The following is a 14,986-nucleotide window of genomic DNA, read 5'->3' as shown; positions in this document are numbered from 1 at the left end:
TATGGATTATTTGTTTTTGTTGTCTACCAGTACTGCGAGCAAGATAACCACTGCTTTGGCAATCATTTGGTAGTATGAGGAAACGTCTAGTAGGTTAAGAGCGTTGTTTAAGAAACCGATGATCAGCGCACCAATTAGCGTACCCATGATGCGTCCTTTGCCGCCCATCAAGCTGGTACCGCCAAGTACAACCGCAGCAATCGCATCTAACTCGTAACCCATACCCGCTGTTGGCTGCGCCGAAGACAGACGAGAAGTCACGATGATGCCTGCAAGCGCTGCCAGCATACCGCAGATTGCGTATACACCAATCTTCACTCGGTCTACATTGATACCAGATAGACGAGTCGCTGATTCGTTGCCACCTAGTGCGTAAACGTAGCGACCAAAGCGAGTGTGGTTAAGTAAGTACCAAGCCGCTGCGAACACAACCACCATTAACCAAACAGGTACTGGAATACCTAGCGCGTAGCCGGTACCAAACCATGCAAACGCATCAGCTGTGTCAGTAAAACCTGTCGAGATTGGACGACCTTCGGTGTACACCATAGTCACACCGCGTAGTAACGTCATGGTAACCAGCGTAGCGATAAAGGCCTGTACTTTGCCCTTAGCAATGATGATGCCGCTAATTGCACCTAACGCTGCACCTGCGACTAAAGCAGTCGGAACCGCCACCAGCACCGGGACTTCAAGCGCAATCATGCTTGCCGCAAAGGCACCACATAGCGCCAGTACGGAACCAACACTCAAGTCGATGCCTGCGGTTAAAATAACCAGTGTCATACCTACCGCGATAATGGCATTCACTGAGGTTTGACGAAGAATGTTGAGAATGTTGTCGACCGTAAAGAAGTTCGGGTTCAAAAATGACACAACAACAATCAAAAAAATCAGTGCTATCAGTGATTTTTGCTCAATCAACCACTCTTTTGTGAACAACTTCTTGTTGCTAGCTTCGGTTGGTTTGCTCATGGTATTAGTACTCATGCTGCTTCCTCATTGATCTTTTTGCCTACGGCACAGGCGAGTAATTTTTCTTGATCGGCGTCTTTCGCATCGAATTCGCCAGTAATACGACCTTCATGCATAACCAGAATGCGGTCACTCATACCGAGCACTTCTGGCATCTCGGAAGACACCAAGATGATGCTCATGCCTTCGGCTTTGAACTTGTTGATGAGTTGATAAATTTCTTTTTTCGCACCGACATCGACGCCACGTGTTGGCTCATCGAGAATCAGAACTTTAGGTTTGGTCATTAACCCTTTCGCGATCGCCACTTTTTGCTGGTTACCGCCGGATAAGTTACCAATGATTTGGTCGCGCGTAGGGGTTTTGATATTAAATAGCTTGATAAAATCTTCCACGGCAATCACTTCATCGCTATGTTGGATTTGGAAGCCTTTAGTCAACTGATTGAGTGAACAAAGTGACATATTCTCCTTAACCGAGAGACCTAACACCAAGCCATCGCCTTTGCGGTCTTCAGAGATATAAGCGATGCCATTTGCTAAGCCATCTTGTGGGCTAACCGGGTTAATGGTTTTGTTATCGAGGTTGATAACACCATGCTCACTTGGCAACGCGCCGTAAATCACTTTCATCAGTTCGGTGCGGCCTGCCCCCATCAAACCAGAAATACCCAATATCTCACCGCGTTTCAGCGTGAAGCTCACATCGTGAACGCCAGAGCCAGTCAGGCCAATCACTTCAAGGCAAGTTTCGCCATGTCGCACATCAATACGTGGGTATTGCTCTTCTAACTTACGACCAACCATCATTTCGATCAGGCCGTCTTCATCAGTGTCTGCTACTTTGCATTCACCGATAAATTTACCGTCACGAAGCACGGTAATGTCGTCACAGATTTCAAAGATTTCTTTAAGACGGTGTGAGATGTAAACGATGCCGCAGCCCTGCTCTCGAAGTTCGTTGATCACTTTAAATAGTGACTCCGTCTCGGTATCGGTCAGCGCGTCAGTTGGCTCATCCATAATGATGACTTTCGATTCAAACGAAAGCGCTTTCGCGATCTCCACCATTTGCTGTTCACCTAGGCTCAAATCACCAAGCAACGTTTTCGATGAGTGCTTTACGTTAAGGCGTTGAAGCAACTTGTCTGCTTCTTCATACATCTTGCCCCACTGAATACGCCCCATCGTGCCGGTAAATTCACGACCTAGATAGATGTTTTCAGCAATCGTTAGTTCAGGGATCAAGTTCAATTCTTGGTGAATGATGCTGATGCCCGCTTCCTGAGAGTCACGCGGCCCTGTAAACGCGGCAGGTTGGCCTTGATATTGGATGCTACCCGCATCCATGTGATAGATGCCAGTCAGCACCTTCATCAATGTTGACTTGCCTGCTCCATTTTCTCCCATGAGCGCCATGACACGGCCTGGGTAAACATTCAGGCTCGCTTTGTCCAGTGCTTTTACGCCCGGGAACGCTTTCTCAATGTCGCTCAGTTGTAGAATGGCTTGAGTCATAATCTGTCCTCAATATCTCTGGCTTAAAAAACCACGCCCGCTTGAAAGATAACGTTCGCGTATGGCGAGCATTCGCCAGTTCGAACGACAGCGCGGCTTTGTGCCGTGCGTGCTTTAAATGCTTCATGTGACACGTAGCTGATCTCGATAGATTTACCCGTTTCTTCGCTCTCTTTGCTCAGTTCGTTAAGCAATGCTTGATGCAAAACAGGGCTTACATCAGAAAACTCTTCCGCAATGATGACCCCTTCGATTTGCGACTCAGATAGAATCACGCGAACAGTATCAAGAAAACTTGGTACGCCATGCGTTAGCGCCAAATCAATTCGCTGTACATGCTCAGGGATTGGCAGGCCAGCGTCACATATCGTGATCTCATCGGTGTGGCCTAGCGTCGCCACCAAGTAAGAAATATCTGAGTTAATTAGGGTACTTTTTTTCATCTCATCGACCTTTCGGTTACACGTTCATACAACCATGAGCGCCTGTTTTAAAGTGTTTTCGTTATTAACAGAAAACTCATCGAAACGTTTCGATGAAATAATAATTCGTTGTGGTAATTTGACCAGAGTGAGATTGATAAGGTGTGAGAATGATCCGTAATTAACGGGTCATCGAATAGTAAAAAGGTACATGAGTCACACTTTACCATCGAAACGTTTCGATGACAGCTTAATCTACACTTGAAGTGAGGTTTTTAAAGACAGTTGAAAAAGAGATACGTCCCATTACTGAGAAACACTCTAGTTAATGAGATGGAAACCTTACACATCATCACAGTTCTTGGATGGTTGTCTGATTTTGGAGAACGCTCACCTTACAATCTGGTTACAATTTGCAAAACACATCATCCGTTCAGTACCTTATATGGTATGCGACGTTTGTAGGGACACAAACGGAAACTAAAAGCCATAATGAAGTTAAGCAATCGAGTCATCTTGCTTGTCGCGCCAGTGATCTTATTAAGCGCGCTGGTATCAAGTTATATTATTTACAGCATTCAAAAAGTAACGCTCATCAAGCGAGAAGACAGCTATATCCAATTGCAAATGGAAAAGCTCGCAGGGCAGTTCCGACAAGCCAACATATTCCTCAATAGTTATGCATACACATTAAGCAAAAGTGATGTATTGCAAGACTACTTGGTGAATCATAGCAATCCGTATCGTGAGCGCGTGTTATTTAACCGACTCGATGAAACCGCAGATGTGTTAAGCCATGGCTATACAGGCGATGCAAGCATGGCGATTCTCGACGGGAAACAAAACCTTCTTTATTACACAGAAAATAAATACTACGAATCTTCAGGTGTAGTCGACCCTAAGGTATTGGATTACATCTCGCGAAGCTTTAGTACGAGAGAAACGTTTAACCATACTGGCTTTATTTACAATTCCAGCGGGCAAAGTATTCTTCTGCAATACGAACTGATCGACAAACGAACAGGGACACAACCTCTAAGTTTTGATCCGCAAAATGTCTTTTTCGTGGTGGTATCGGTATCGCTCGAAGCCTTCAATGAGATCAAGCACGAAATCGAGTTCGACACGCATAGCGTGATAACTTTTGCCGACAAGCCTATTTATCTCGATATTCCTCTCGCTCAGACGATTGAACTATTGCCACACTTTTATGCGGTACTCTCCCCCGCTGAATATTTGATGTGGAATAAAGTCGATAAAGTGTGGCTAGAACTGGCCCTTTCCTTTGGTGTGGCGGCGTTTTGTACCATCACCTTAATGGTTTTGGTTTTGTATCGTTATGTATTACACCCCGTTTCTCGCCTCGATAAACAGCTACAAGAGCTGGAAACAAATCAACGCGGCAACATTGAAAAGCTAGAAACAAACGATGAAATAGGACGCTTATCCTCACGCTTTTTTGATATGTATGAAGAGCTCAACGTCATATATAAGAAGACAAAACGCCTGGCTGAAACGGATCACCTAACGCAACTCGCTAATCGCCATCGTTTCCATGAACTTGCAACTCGTGAACTCGTCTCCCCTTCGCAGCATTTGTGGGTCATTTATGTCGATCTCGATAACTTTAAGTACGTTAATGACTAATACGGGCATGAACTGGGAGACAACTTATTAAAGGTGTTTTCATCACACATCAAAAATGTCTGTCAAAAATTCTCGCACGACTACGATAGTCCCTGTTTTGCTGCAAGATTGTCTGGTGACGAATTTGCTATTTTATTGAGCTCAAATCAGGATGTACAACGCCTACCTGACTTGCTGGCCTCAGAGTTGCTAAAACCGATTAGCAATCTCAGTCCATCTTGGAGTAATTCATTCCCCGTGACTGCAAGCGTAGGTATCGCTCAGTACCCTCAAGACGGTACAGACGTCGCGAAATTACTCTCCAGTGCCGATGCGGCAATGTATCAAGCCAAACGAGCCGGGAAAAACCAGTACGCTTATTACTCAGCAGCTCTCAATGTTGAGTCTCAAAGACGCAGTCAGCTTGAGCGAGCGCTCAGAAAAAGCAACGTGGAAGAAGAATTCCATCTCGTTTTTCAACCCTATATGAATAATCGGGACAACGAGATTGAAGGACTAGAGGTATTATTGCGCTGGGAAGCGGAAGGCATTGGTCCCGTGCCTCCGAAAGAGTTTATCCCAATCGCGGAACAGGCGGGCTTATTTGATAAAATTGATCGCTGGGTTTTCGCCAACGCTACAGCGGAATATCACCAATTAAGAAATATTTTTGGTAAAGACATTGTCCTTTCGATCAACCTCTCTTCAGCAGAACTTAACTCCATCGAAATGGCGAATTATATTCACGACCAAGCAAGCAAAAACGGCGTGAAGCCAGAATGTATTGAGTTAGAAATAACAGAAACCTTTGCCGCAGAACAACAAGGTACAGCGTTACTTGATGAGCTGTCGAAGCGTGGCTATCGTCTCGCCATTGATGACTTTGGCTCTGGCTATACATCGCTGACTCAACTTGTTCAATATCCAGTTCAAAAGATCAAGTTTGACCGAGAGTTCCTCGTTACATTGATGAAAACCAACAACGGTCATGTGATCAAACCCATCATCGATCTATGCCACGCTCAAAATAAAACGGTCACCGCAGAAGGTATTGAGCACAATGTGATGCATGAATGGTTATCGTCCTACCGCTGTGACTATATGCAAGGCTATTTATTTGGTAAGCCAATGAGTAAGGAACAACTGAATTTGTGGTGGCAATCCGCAAATGACGATAGCCGCTTCGATGGTTCCATAGTAGGTTCAATTACTGTTCAAGGGACATCTTATTAAAGATTAAGTACAGAAGCCATGTATGTGGCTGCTGTACTTATATAATATAGAAACAAGACTTTACCCTTAGTTTCAATAATATAAGCAACCACATAAGTTCGTACGTTAATTTTTGGTATTATTATTTTTCGATGAAATCTCTCAGTTATTTAAATATTTAATCAAAACGATAGAATTACTTTTTGGTAAGTTTAGTTCTGTTTTTACTTCTTTAATTGAAGACATAAGGAAATAAGAAAATAAGTAAAAGCTGACAAACTTTACTTTTGTACTGCTGATCACCGACTTAAATGATTCGTGTAGAAGCTCATTTGTCGGCTCCACTTAGACTTAGCTTTATCACTTGTGAACAGGAAATGCCCTTCTTCTCGGTATTTCTCTACCTTTCTTATCCATCTTGTTGTTTACCCACTCACTTAAAATGCACTAACACACATAACGAGTTGACGTTACGATTTGTTACGAGTCAAATCACAAATCTAAACGCAGGCTGAATAGACGTACAAAAGACAAACACATTGAAATAAAAAGAGTTTCTAATCTAGAAAAAATAAAACGTCGTTTTTATAAATTCGCCACCTCACAAATATCCTTAAACACAGTTTTATTAATTACGCATATCAGATATTATTTATGCCGAAGTTTATCGAAACAATCGATTAACTTCATAATTTATTTGAGTTTCAAACAGTTAGTTTTTAACTTGAAAACTTATCGTTAACCCAATATTAAGTACCTAAGCGTACAATAAGAAACATTGGGAATAGAATTATATTGATGTGCATGTTGTTTTAACGAATGCATGAAGCAATCGGTAAATTTGTAACACCATAGAGTTTTATTTAGCCAAGATGAAAAAGTTAATTTTATTATTTATATGGACATTTCTGTCTGCCTCTCCTTTTGCCTTTGCAAAACAAGCAGATAACGAAGTCAAAAGTCACATACCACAGAATCAAATTGAACAAGTGTTCAAACAAGCAAAGTTAGATGGCGTAGTAGACTTTAAATTGTTTCGTGACGCTTACATCGCGTACCAAAAAACACCTGATAGAAAGAAATCAGTACTAACCATCATCGACTATAGTAAACCATCGACTGAAAAACGCTTTTATGTGGTTGATTTAGATAAAAAGAAGCTTATCTACAATACTTATGTTTCTCACGGTGTGAACAGTGGAAAGAAAACAGCGACGCAGTTTTCAAATGTGGTGAACTCGCGTAAAACATCACTGGGCACGTTTTTGACTGACACCACCTACTACGGCTCAAATGGCTATTCACTTCGACTTGATGGTCTAAGCTCAGGGTTGAACGATAAAGCTCGCGAGCGTTATATCGTTGTGCACGGTGCCGACTATGCTAACCCTTCTTTTATCAAGAAGAATGGTTACCTTGGGCGCAGTTGGGGTTGCCCTGCACTGCCAAAGAAGTTGTCTCGTGAGATCATTGACACCATAAAAGGCGGCAGTGTTATTTATGCAAGCGCATAACACGGTGCAAATTATGTGGGGAAGAATGCTCTATTTCTTCCCTAACAAATAATTGGATTGGCTCAAGCTTCCTTTTATCAAGACTCTCTTTACCTGTTTATCCAGTTTTCGCTTGCTTCAACGCTAAAGTTATTTAGGTATTAGCTTATACCCAAATAACATCAGAAAACTCTGTTCATCCCTCTTCCATCTCGTTAGTATACGCTGAGTTGGTCAGACACCGATTTTCATTGTTATCATAGTGTCACTAAGATTCCGTAGTCATAGTGATAGTCTATGACGTTATATGTTTAGGGTTACTTCTTGCGTTATCTACACCGTATATTATTGATGCTTTCATTGTCCCTATTTTCAGGGTTCATCGCTGCCTCATATGCGCATACGTATCACCACACTAAACATTACACCTCAGAACGCTTGCTTAAACTTGCGCAACAAGACGATTTTGAACTAGCACACAGCGAATTCCATACATTTGCCTCTCCAAGTTCTTGGGGCTCAGAAGGTTATTATCTGCACATAAAGCGCGAGTTGTTAGCGCTGGTTTCCTGCCGTCGAACATCCGCCACTGATGGTGTTTTATCATCAGATTTTACTCCTGATTATTTTTTACTTGTTGCTTTCTCTTCCCCGCCACTATTGGAATTGGCAAAACAAGCATCTCGCTTACCTCTTGATGGTTATGGCGGGCTGATGAGTAAACGCTCTCTCTATCGCCTCTCAGGAAGAAAAGAAGCCAATTTGATGTACGTCTTTACTCATGGTCGCAACGCCTTCCCTGTTGTTTAACTTTTTATGACATACAGAGAACACGGAAATGTAACGATGAGAACCAATACGCTCATTGTTACTAGAACCAATTTGAGGTCCATATAATGACAAAATTCACTACGACTATCGCACTAGCATTACTATTTGCAACGGGCTCTGCCTTCGCTAACACAGAAGCAAAGCCAGAAGAAATGAGCAATGAGACTCTGCTAGAGTGTGCCAATGTTTCTAATGCACGTATTGCGGTTCCTGAACACAGAGCGATGTTCAGACACTACCTAATGTCTGAAAGAAACTATAGTTTCAGCCAGTTATCTTCTGCTGAGCTTGAATTTAAAGCAGCAGATAAGAATGAATCCGAAGTAGAAAATATCTACAAGTCTCAGTGTAAAGAGGTTGGCGAGTATCTATATAGCATTGGCTATTAAACTCAAAACCCTAACGACACTCATAAAGAAAGGCGCATACATTGCGCCTTTCTTTTTACTGATAAAAACCAGCCGATTAGATGTCTAATCTGTATACAAGCTTAAAAGTGCAAATCAAAGTAAACTTACTGAGAAAACTCTGACACATCCTTGGATTTACAGAACGCTCGACGTGCTTTAACAAACAAGAAACTAAGCACCCCAATCATAAGAGTAATTATTGGGGCCGCCATTAATAGCATTGTGATCGCTTTGCTCATATTCTCTGGTAGCAAAGGAAGCAATAAACCAAAACCGCATAATATCAGCGTCCATAAAATCGCACTCAGCCATGCAAAGTAATGGAATTTACTAATACCTTTCACTCGCAACCCCATCATTAATGGCAATAGGGAACGAACAACCGGAATAAACCGCGCACAAAAAAGCGCAATCAATCCATGTTTACTGAGTAATACGTCGACCTGTTCCAAACGCTTTTGAGGAACCGCGCTCACCCAGCCTCGTACCTTAGGTAAGCAATTTAGCCACTTGCCTTGTAAGTAAGCCGCCCAACTTCCCAGCCCCGCACTAACAGCTATCACCAACATAATCATAATTGGATCAAGGACGCCAACCGCCGCCAGCGTACCGGATAATACGACGACACTGTCGCATGGGAATGGCGCAGCAGGAATAAAACCACTTTCCAAAAAGATAAGCGCAGCAACAACAAAATAAACCAATCCTGCACCGCCTGGCGCCATTAACGCCGTAAAATCTTGATGCCAAAAGGCACTCAAGACCTGAATTATCGAATCAAACATAAACCGCTCCTAAGCATAACTAACCAAAAATTGTAAAAACATGGAATGTGTTAGCGAGCATGTATAAAGCGGTATATGAGATTCGATTCTTTCCTCGCACCGATTCTGTATTTAGAATGAGTAAAAATACTTTCAACACAACGACCTAAAGCCTCATTGCCGATGCGTTTTAGCAGCCCCATCGAGTGAATTGCCGAACGATGTGTCCACCAAACTACAGCAAGCGTTTCAAACCATTCGAGTTCTACATCGTCGTTCGAGCTCGTTTCCTTAGAATGGCTAACCCTCAATATATTCCGGCTGTTTAAACTCGGATAGTCTTGTTGTATTGGAGAGACAGGGTATTCTGAAAAGTGCTTCGACTTAGCGTCAACAGCAATATTCTGGTTATGAAAGGAAAGAATATTTGGGTATGAGTGCGCCAGACTCATGCTCGGAGCCAACAAGCAGAAAAGTAGTCCGAGTAAAGCAATCAGAGTCGTACGCACAAAGGTAACCAAAACCAAAATAATAAGTTCTTTTAACCCTGTGCGTAACGATTGGCAATTAGTATTCTTAATCGTTAAGAATACTAATTATTTTTCACCGTAAGGGTAGTTTTCAAACATTTTCGCAATTTCTTCTTCAATCAGAGATTCTCTTTTCTCAGAGCTCATAGACTCAGATAGTTTCCTACTTGAAACACCTTTCCACACAATCTGATTAGCCTTTGCATCAACAAGCTCTACCACCAGTTTGCCATACTTACGTTCTTTGTATCGTTCCGGGCTTGAAGTGATCACGCCAAAGCTATTCCAACCATAACCGAAACTCACCGAAGACCCAGAAGAGACAAGCTCGGACTCTTCGACGATATCATGATGAACGTAAAGGTCCCCACCACTATTCACTTTAATTAGGCCCTTGTCTTCAAGCTGTTCAGCCAATCCTTGTTCAATACGTCGACCATCAATACTCGTAGGGGCTTCTGCTTGGGCACCGAAATCAAACGTTCTGTAAGCTGAAAAATCGGCTTGCTTATCAACATCCGTTGTTACGGTTGTACAAGCAGACACGAGCATCATCACCGCCCCTAATATCAAACCTTTCCACATGTTAAATCTCCTTTGGTTAAGCTGACTGTTTCAGCGGAATTACGCTAGTGCTATACATACGCTTCAGCAGTAAAAAGTAATCATTTCAATATCTAGTCTTGACCATGAAACCTGACTGTTCAATAAACGCGATTAACCTTTACACTGACAATCTTGAATATCATCAATGCCTAAACGCTAGTAGACAGTGTGTTTGCCCCTAATTAGCAGCCATCGATTTTAGAAGCGGAATCTCTGACCCTCCTGAAAAACAGAGACAATGAACACTTTAACACCAAGACGCTACTTTTTTAGGCATCTGACAAACAATTGATGAGAAAAGACTTTTCTTTTTCGTTCAGTGTGGCATATTAACTGCGTCCTATCGATGCGCGGGCATCGTATAATGGCTATTACCTCAGCCTTCCAAGCTGATGATGCGGGTTCGATTCCCGCTGCCCGCTCCAATCTCTTTTATCTCAATCTACTCAAAAGAATCCGATGGCGGAGCAAATAGACAGCGCCAACGTTGTTTCCACGTTAAATTTGGTCGTGTTACGTCATAAAACATATCTTTCCATTCTGCAAACGTCACACGAATGGGATTAAAGCTGTTTACAGGTTTAGAAATTCCATACCTAACGGTTTCCACTTCTGGTTCAAACGTTCCAAACATCCGATCCCAGATAATCAACACTCCCGCGTAATTTTTGTCGATGTACTGACGGTTTATACCATGATGAACACGATGATGAGATGGCGTATTAAATACCCACTCTAGCGGTCCAAGCGAGCGAATTGATTGAGTATGAACAAAAAACTGTAAGCCCAGATTAAACAGCACAACGAAGACGACCCACTTAGGATCAAAGCCAATAATCACCAAAGGCAACCAGAAAATCCACATCCCCGCTAACGGATACATCAAGCTTTGACGAAACGCGGTGCTGAAATTCATTCTCTCCGAGCTGTGATGGACCACGTGCGCAGCCCACATCCAACGAATACGGTGGCTAGCCCGATGAAACCAGTAATAGAAAAAGTCTTGCAGAACGACAAGTAACAAAAACGCTGAAACGCTCATTTCGATATCAAACAATCGCCAATCAAACCACCACAAATATAGCTGAGCAATCACTAAACCCGTGAGTATGTCTGTCGCTTGGTGTAAGCCCGCAAGCACAAAATTACATACAACTTCCGGAATATAATACGTCGCGCTTTCAGGTAAACGTCCCCTTCGTTGTCCAAACCAGTACTCTGCAACCATACATAAAAAGAAAACAGGCGCCAAAATCATCAGAAGTAATTCAGGGCGTTCCATCAACTGTGTCCAATCCATTGTGTTTCTACCATTTTGCATAGTGATCTTCAGTAAGACCTATGACTTCTTCTAACTGATGTTTGATACCATTCCCATCAACGATGTAGCCAGAGAAATAGCCGATATATTGACGAAAATTGCTTTTGAGAAACCAAAAGTTCTTCTTTTCTGAACGTCGATTTAAAGGCGTGAATACTAGGTCAATCCGTTTATCTTCCGACGTGATATGCCACCTTTGTCCTTCATCATTTCGTGAAAATTGAAACTGAACAGGCTGTAAAAAATGCCGTTCACCATTAATCCAGAATACATTTTCACAGTAGCCCGTTTCATTGACACCCGCAGCTAAGTTCAGCCCCAACCGTCTGCCGCTTTCAAAGCAATTAATACTCGCCCAGCGCCAGCTTGTCTCCCGTCGCATGTACCCAGTGGAAAAGTCGTAACCAGCAGCTACTTCTGAGAGATCTTGTTCCTTTCCTAATATGAATAAGTTGCCATCTACCGTTAACGCATTATGCTTCTGCGTATAAGTCCAACCCGCATAACCGGTTGGCGTACATAACATTAATGGCAAACTCATACTTTCTGGACGTAAGTAGAGATCAGCATTGACAGACTTTGTCACAAAGTGGACGTGCCAAATACCATTCTGAATAGAAAACTGAATACTTTTGTCAGCAATATGGGCATGACTAGACCAACTGGAAGGCTGAGTTTGATAATCAATATTAAAAGGCTTTAACCACTGCTGCTCCACTAACTCATTATTTTGAATGTCAAACAGATAGCAAAAACCAGATGCTAAATACCTAATATCCGCAATCGCAACCCCAATCACGTAGTTAGGTGTGACCAAATTAACGAACTGAAACTGCTTATAATCACAGTAACGGCGCCACTTAGACGCTGGCTTATCCATCTCATCAAGGTAGGTAAACTTATCTAACTGTAAAGATGTGGGAATCCCATCAAGATGGCCAAACACTGGTAGACCGTCTTGCTGCATAAACGAGTCCAGAGTCTTAAGCTCATGCATATTTTTATCTTTTTCGAGTCAACACGCTCAGATGTTAACACTGCGTTAACAAAAACAATTTGCGTGACAGCACAACAATATCGACTAATTTGGCTTCGGCTCGCTATATGTGAAACCGATCACTCAACTATCCACTCATGTCACTCACTTAATCTTCCTCATCAATACGAACAGAAGTTGGAAATTGAGCGTTCTAATCCACAGGAAAGACCATTATCGCCATTGAGAATTGGTCAAAATCACTATTTAATGGGAATAAATTCATATAAACTGATTGCTTATTCATATCAAGGAAGAGATCTATGTCACACATACACGATACTATTGTTGCGTTGCAACACAGTAGCCCGGCTCAAAAAGAGTTTTACCAAGCCGTAGAAGAAGTATTAACTTCTCTCGCTCCAGTCATAGAAAGCAATAATAAATATAAAGAACAAGCGATTATCCAAAGAATCGTAGAACCAGAACGTCAAATCATGTTTCGAGTTCCTTGGGTCGATGACGCAGGGAATGTGCAAGTAAACAAAGGCTACCGCGTCGAGTTTAACTCCGCGTTAGGTCCATACAAAGGCGGACTGAGGTTCCATCATTCAGTGAACGCGAGCATCATAAAGTTCCTCGGCTTTGAACAGATTTTTAAAAACGCGCTTACTGGCCTTCCAATTGGTGGTGGAAAAGGCGGTTCAAACTTCGATCCTAAAGGAAAATCTGACGGTGAAATCATGCGATTTTGCCAATCATTTATGAACGAGTTATACCGCCACATTGGCCCTGCTACCGATGTTCCTGCTGGCGATATCGGCGTCGGTGCGCGTGAAATTGGTTATATGTTTGGTCAATATAAGCGATTGACGGGCCGCTACGAAGGGGTACTTACAGGCAAGAGCCTTCTTTGGGGGGGCTCACTTGTTAGGAAAGAAGCAACGGGATATGGAACCGTATATTTTGCGGAATGCATGCTCAATGACCGTAATGATTCACTCAAAGGCAAAACTTGCCTCGTTTCTGGCGCAGGTAACGTCGCTATCTATGCAATTGAAAAGCTATACCACATGGGAGCAACCCCAGTAACATGCAGCGATTCTAGAGGCACGATCTATCATGAGCACGGTATTGACCTGCAGCTCCTCAAGCAACTTAAAGAAGTGAAAAGAGCAAGTTTAGAAGAGTATTTAGACACTTACCCTGAAGCAGAGTATACGCCGTTGGGTGACTATCCTAATGAAGGGCATGCTGTATGGCGATATCAAGCTGACGCCGCATTCCCTTGCGCGACCCAAAATGAACTAACGTCAAACGATGCTCTTGCTCTTATCGATAATGGGTGTGTTTTGATTAGTGAAGGCGCAAACATGCCAACCACTCGTGATGCGGCCAATATCATCGTGGATTCCGAAATGGCTTATGGGCCAGCGAAAGCAGCCAATGCAGGCGGCGTTGCAACCAGTCAGCTTGAAATGGCACAAAATGCCAGCATGCAAAACTGGACCTTTGAGCAAGTCGATAGCCAGTTACAGACCATCATGAAAAACATCTTTATTAATGCAAACGAAACCAGTCGAGAGTTTGGTCAACCTGGTAATTTAGTTTTAGGCGCAAACATTGCCGGCTTTAGAAGAGTCGCTGATGCGATGATCGAGCAAGGCATCGTTTAGTTCACAATAGCCAGCAGCCTGACTGCTGGCTTAACACTATTCGGCGATACACTGCGCTTTGACAAAGAGCTTCATTTAATCTGCAATAAGCGTCGTCACTTCAGTTTTAACCGAATTGGCGATAAAACAATTCTCATGAGCCATGTGGTGCATTTTTTCTAATTGAGATCGTGTCGGTTGATTATCACCAGCAAATGTTATCTTAGGGTTTAGTGTTACCTTAGACACCCATTCTTTTCCATTTTCACCTTTTTTCAGCTCCCCTACTGCTTCATCTAGGTAGCGATCCACAACGTAACGTCGTTTCGCCGCAATAGAAAGAAAAACAAGCATGTGACAACTGGAAAGTGCCGCAACAAATGCTTCTTCCGGATCAACGTTTTCTTCTACAGATAATGGCAACGGCACTACGTGTGGAGATGGTGACGCAGGGACTTGCAACCCGCCATCAAACTTCCAAATGTGCGCCCGACTATACTGGTTATCACTGAATACTTCGTCAGCTTCGCGATGCCATTCGATTAAAGCGGAATGCTTACTCATTCTAACTCCCTGATTTTCTCATTGACGAATCAACACATCCATTCACGTCATAGTAAACCATAACGAAACAAGGTAAGGAACGCA

The 14,986-nt window shown here is 42.8% G+C and carries 13 protein-coding genes, 1 tRNA gene and 1 pseudogene; 6 read left to right on the top strand and 9 right to left on the bottom strand.

Going from position 1 to position 14,986, the window contains the following annotated elements; all coding sequences use genetic code 11:
- Positions 1-6: 6 nt before the first annotated feature.
- Genes rbsC through rbsD form a run of 3 tightly spaced genes read right to left on the bottom strand, consistent with a single transcriptional unit; the run spans position 7 to position 2,935 of the window.
- Complete coding sequence (rbsC, locus tag ACWPOD_RS02590; protein WP_006741011.1) at positions 7-990, bottom strand: ribose ABC transporter permease; 984 nt, start codon at positions 988-990, stop codon at positions 7-9.
- Complete coding sequence (gene rbsA / locus ACWPOD_RS02585) at positions 987-2,492, bottom strand: ribose ABC transporter ATP-binding protein RbsA (RefSeq protein ID WP_456231535.1); 1,506 nt, start codon at positions 2,490-2,492, stop codon at positions 987-989. The genes rbsC and rbsA overlap by 4 nt, the downstream gene beginning before the upstream one ends.
- A gap of 23 nt (positions 2,493-2,515) precedes the next feature.
- Positions 2,516-2,935 carry a D-ribose pyranase gene (gene rbsD / locus ACWPOD_RS02580; RefSeq protein ID WP_005397153.1) on the bottom strand — a complete coding sequence of 140 codons (420 nt, stop codon included), beginning with the start codon at positions 2,933-2,935 and terminating at the stop codon, positions 2,516-2,518.
- A gap of 471 nt (positions 2,936-3,406) precedes the next feature.
- On the opposite strand from rbsD, the pseudogene ACWPOD_RS02575 reads away from it, so the two are divergent.
- From ACWPOD_RS02575 to ACWPOD_RS02560, 4 genes and pseudogenes are all read left to right on the top strand, one after another.
- A pseudogene (locus tag ACWPOD_RS02575) lies at positions 3,407-5,773 on the top strand (EAL domain-containing protein).
- 851 nt (positions 5,774-6,624) lie between these two features.
- Positions 6,625-7,266: a murein L,D-transpeptidase catalytic domain family protein gene (locus tag ACWPOD_RS02570; protein WP_006741014.1), complete on the top strand. Its 642-nt coding sequence runs from the start codon at positions 6,625-6,627 to the stop codon at positions 7,264-7,266.
- A 330-nt stretch (positions 7,267-7,596) separates the two neighbouring features.
- Entirely contained in the window at positions 7,597-8,055 is a 459-nt protein-coding gene (locus ACWPOD_RS02565; protein ID WP_005397143.1) for a hypothetical protein, read from the top strand.
- An 86-nt stretch (positions 8,056-8,141) separates the two neighbouring features.
- Positions 8,142-8,465 carry a hypothetical protein gene (locus tag ACWPOD_RS02560; protein WP_301615451.1) on the top strand — a complete coding sequence of 108 codons (324 nt, stop codon included), beginning with the start codon at positions 8,142-8,144 and terminating at the stop codon, positions 8,463-8,465.
- A gap of 125 nt (positions 8,466-8,590) precedes the next feature.
- Here the strand turns inward: ACWPOD_RS02560 and ACWPOD_RS02555 are convergent, their stop codons facing one another.
- From ACWPOD_RS02555 to ACWPOD_RS02545, 3 genes are all read right to left on the bottom strand, one after another.
- A complete protein-coding gene (locus tag ACWPOD_RS02555; protein ID WP_237285008.1) occupies positions 8,591-9,271 on the bottom strand; it encodes a DedA family protein in 681 nt (226 codons plus the stop codon).
- A 50-nt stretch (positions 9,272-9,321) separates the two neighbouring features.
- On the bottom strand, positions 9,322-9,759 hold the full coding sequence (locus tag ACWPOD_RS02550) for a hypothetical protein (RefSeq protein ID WP_301615452.1): 438 nt from the start codon (positions 9,757-9,759) through the stop codon (positions 9,322-9,324).
- A gap of 87 nt (positions 9,760-9,846) precedes the next feature.
- Positions 9,847-10,365, bottom strand: coding sequence for a DUF4136 domain-containing protein (locus tag ACWPOD_RS02545; RefSeq protein ID WP_150916790.1), 519 nt, complete (start codon positions 10,363-10,365; stop codon positions 9,847-9,849).
- Between the two features lie 371 nt (positions 10,366-10,736).
- On the opposite strand from ACWPOD_RS02545, the gene ACWPOD_RS02540 reads away from it, so the two are divergent.
- A tRNA-Gly gene (locus ACWPOD_RS02540) sits at positions 10,737-10,811 on the top strand.
- A gap of 17 nt (positions 10,812-10,828) precedes the next feature.
- Here ACWPOD_RS02540 and ACWPOD_RS02535 read toward each other — a convergent pair.
- Both ACWPOD_RS02535 and ACWPOD_RS02530 read right to left on the bottom strand, forming a co-directional pair.
- Entirely contained in the window at positions 10,829-11,686 is an 858-nt protein-coding gene (locus ACWPOD_RS02535) for a sterol desaturase family protein (RefSeq protein ID WP_456231534.1), read from the bottom strand.
- A 7-nt stretch (positions 11,687-11,693) separates the two neighbouring features.
- The gene (locus ACWPOD_RS02530; RefSeq protein WP_395216726.1) at positions 11,694-12,704 is read right to left on the bottom strand and encodes a DUF2804 domain-containing protein; all 1,011 of its coding nucleotides are present in this window, start codon (positions 12,702-12,704) and stop codon (positions 11,694-11,696) included.
- Between the two features lie 302 nt (positions 12,705-13,006).
- On the opposite strand from ACWPOD_RS02530, the gene gdhA reads away from it, so the two are divergent.
- Positions 13,007-14,359 carry an NADP-specific glutamate dehydrogenase gene (gene gdhA, locus ACWPOD_RS02525; protein ID WP_114323930.1) on the top strand — a complete coding sequence of 451 codons (1,353 nt, stop codon included), beginning with the start codon at positions 13,007-13,009 and terminating at the stop codon, positions 14,357-14,359.
- A gap of 75 nt (positions 14,360-14,434) precedes the next feature.
- Here gdhA and ACWPOD_RS02520 read toward each other — a convergent pair whose 3' ends face one another.
- Positions 14,435-14,902, bottom strand: a complete 468-nt coding sequence (locus ACWPOD_RS02520; RefSeq protein ID WP_005392541.1) for an OsmC family protein — start codon at positions 14,900-14,902, stop codon at positions 14,435-14,437.
- Positions 14,903-14,986 lie beyond the last annotated feature (84 nt).

The sequence above is a fragment of the Vibrio sp. JZG120 genome (genome assembly GCF_053890955.1).
This window is presented reverse-complemented; position numbering and strand designations above follow the sequence as displayed.

Excerpts from the sequence above, each read along its gene's own strand:
- rbsC (WP_006741011.1), bottom strand. The coding sequence starts at position 990 with ATGAGTACTAATACCATGAGCAAACCAACCGAAGCTAGCAACAAGAAG.
- rbsA (WP_456231535.1), bottom strand. The coding sequence starts at position 2,492 with ATGACTCAAGCCATTCTACAACTGAGCGACATTGAGAAAGCGTTCCCG.
- rbsD (WP_005397153.1), bottom strand. The coding sequence starts at position 2,935 with ATGAAAAAAAGTACCCTAATTAACTCAGATATTTCTTACTTGGTGGCG.
- ACWPOD_RS02570 (WP_006741014.1), top strand. The coding sequence starts at position 6,625 with ATGAAAAAGTTAATTTTATTATTTATATGGACATTTCTGTCTGCCTCT.
- ACWPOD_RS02565 (WP_005397143.1), top strand. The coding sequence starts at position 7,597 with ATGCTTTCATTGTCCCTATTTTCAGGGTTCATCGCTGCCTCATATGCG.
- ACWPOD_RS02560 (WP_301615451.1), top strand. The coding sequence starts at position 8,142 with ATGACAAAATTCACTACGACTATCGCACTAGCATTACTATTTGCAACG.
- ACWPOD_RS02555 (WP_237285008.1), bottom strand. The coding sequence starts at position 9,271 with ATGTTTGATTCGATAATTCAGGTCTTGAGTGCCTTTTGGCATCAAGAT.
- ACWPOD_RS02545 (WP_150916790.1), bottom strand. The coding sequence starts at position 10,365 with ATGTGGAAAGGTTTGATATTAGGGGCGGTGATGATGCTCGTGTCTGCT.
- ACWPOD_RS02535 (WP_456231534.1), bottom strand. The coding sequence starts at position 11,686 with ATGGATTGGACACAGTTGATGGAACGCCCTGAATTACTTCTGATGATT.
- ACWPOD_RS02530 (WP_395216726.1), bottom strand. The coding sequence starts at position 12,704 with ATGCATGAGCTTAAGACTCTGGACTCGTTTATGCAGCAAGACGGTCTA.
- gdhA (WP_114323930.1), top strand. The coding sequence starts at position 13,007 with ATGTCACACATACACGATACTATTGTTGCGTTGCAACACAGTAGCCCG.
- ACWPOD_RS02520 (WP_005392541.1), bottom strand. The coding sequence starts at position 14,902 with ATGAGTAAGCATTCCGCTTTAATCGAATGGCATCGCGAAGCTGACGAA.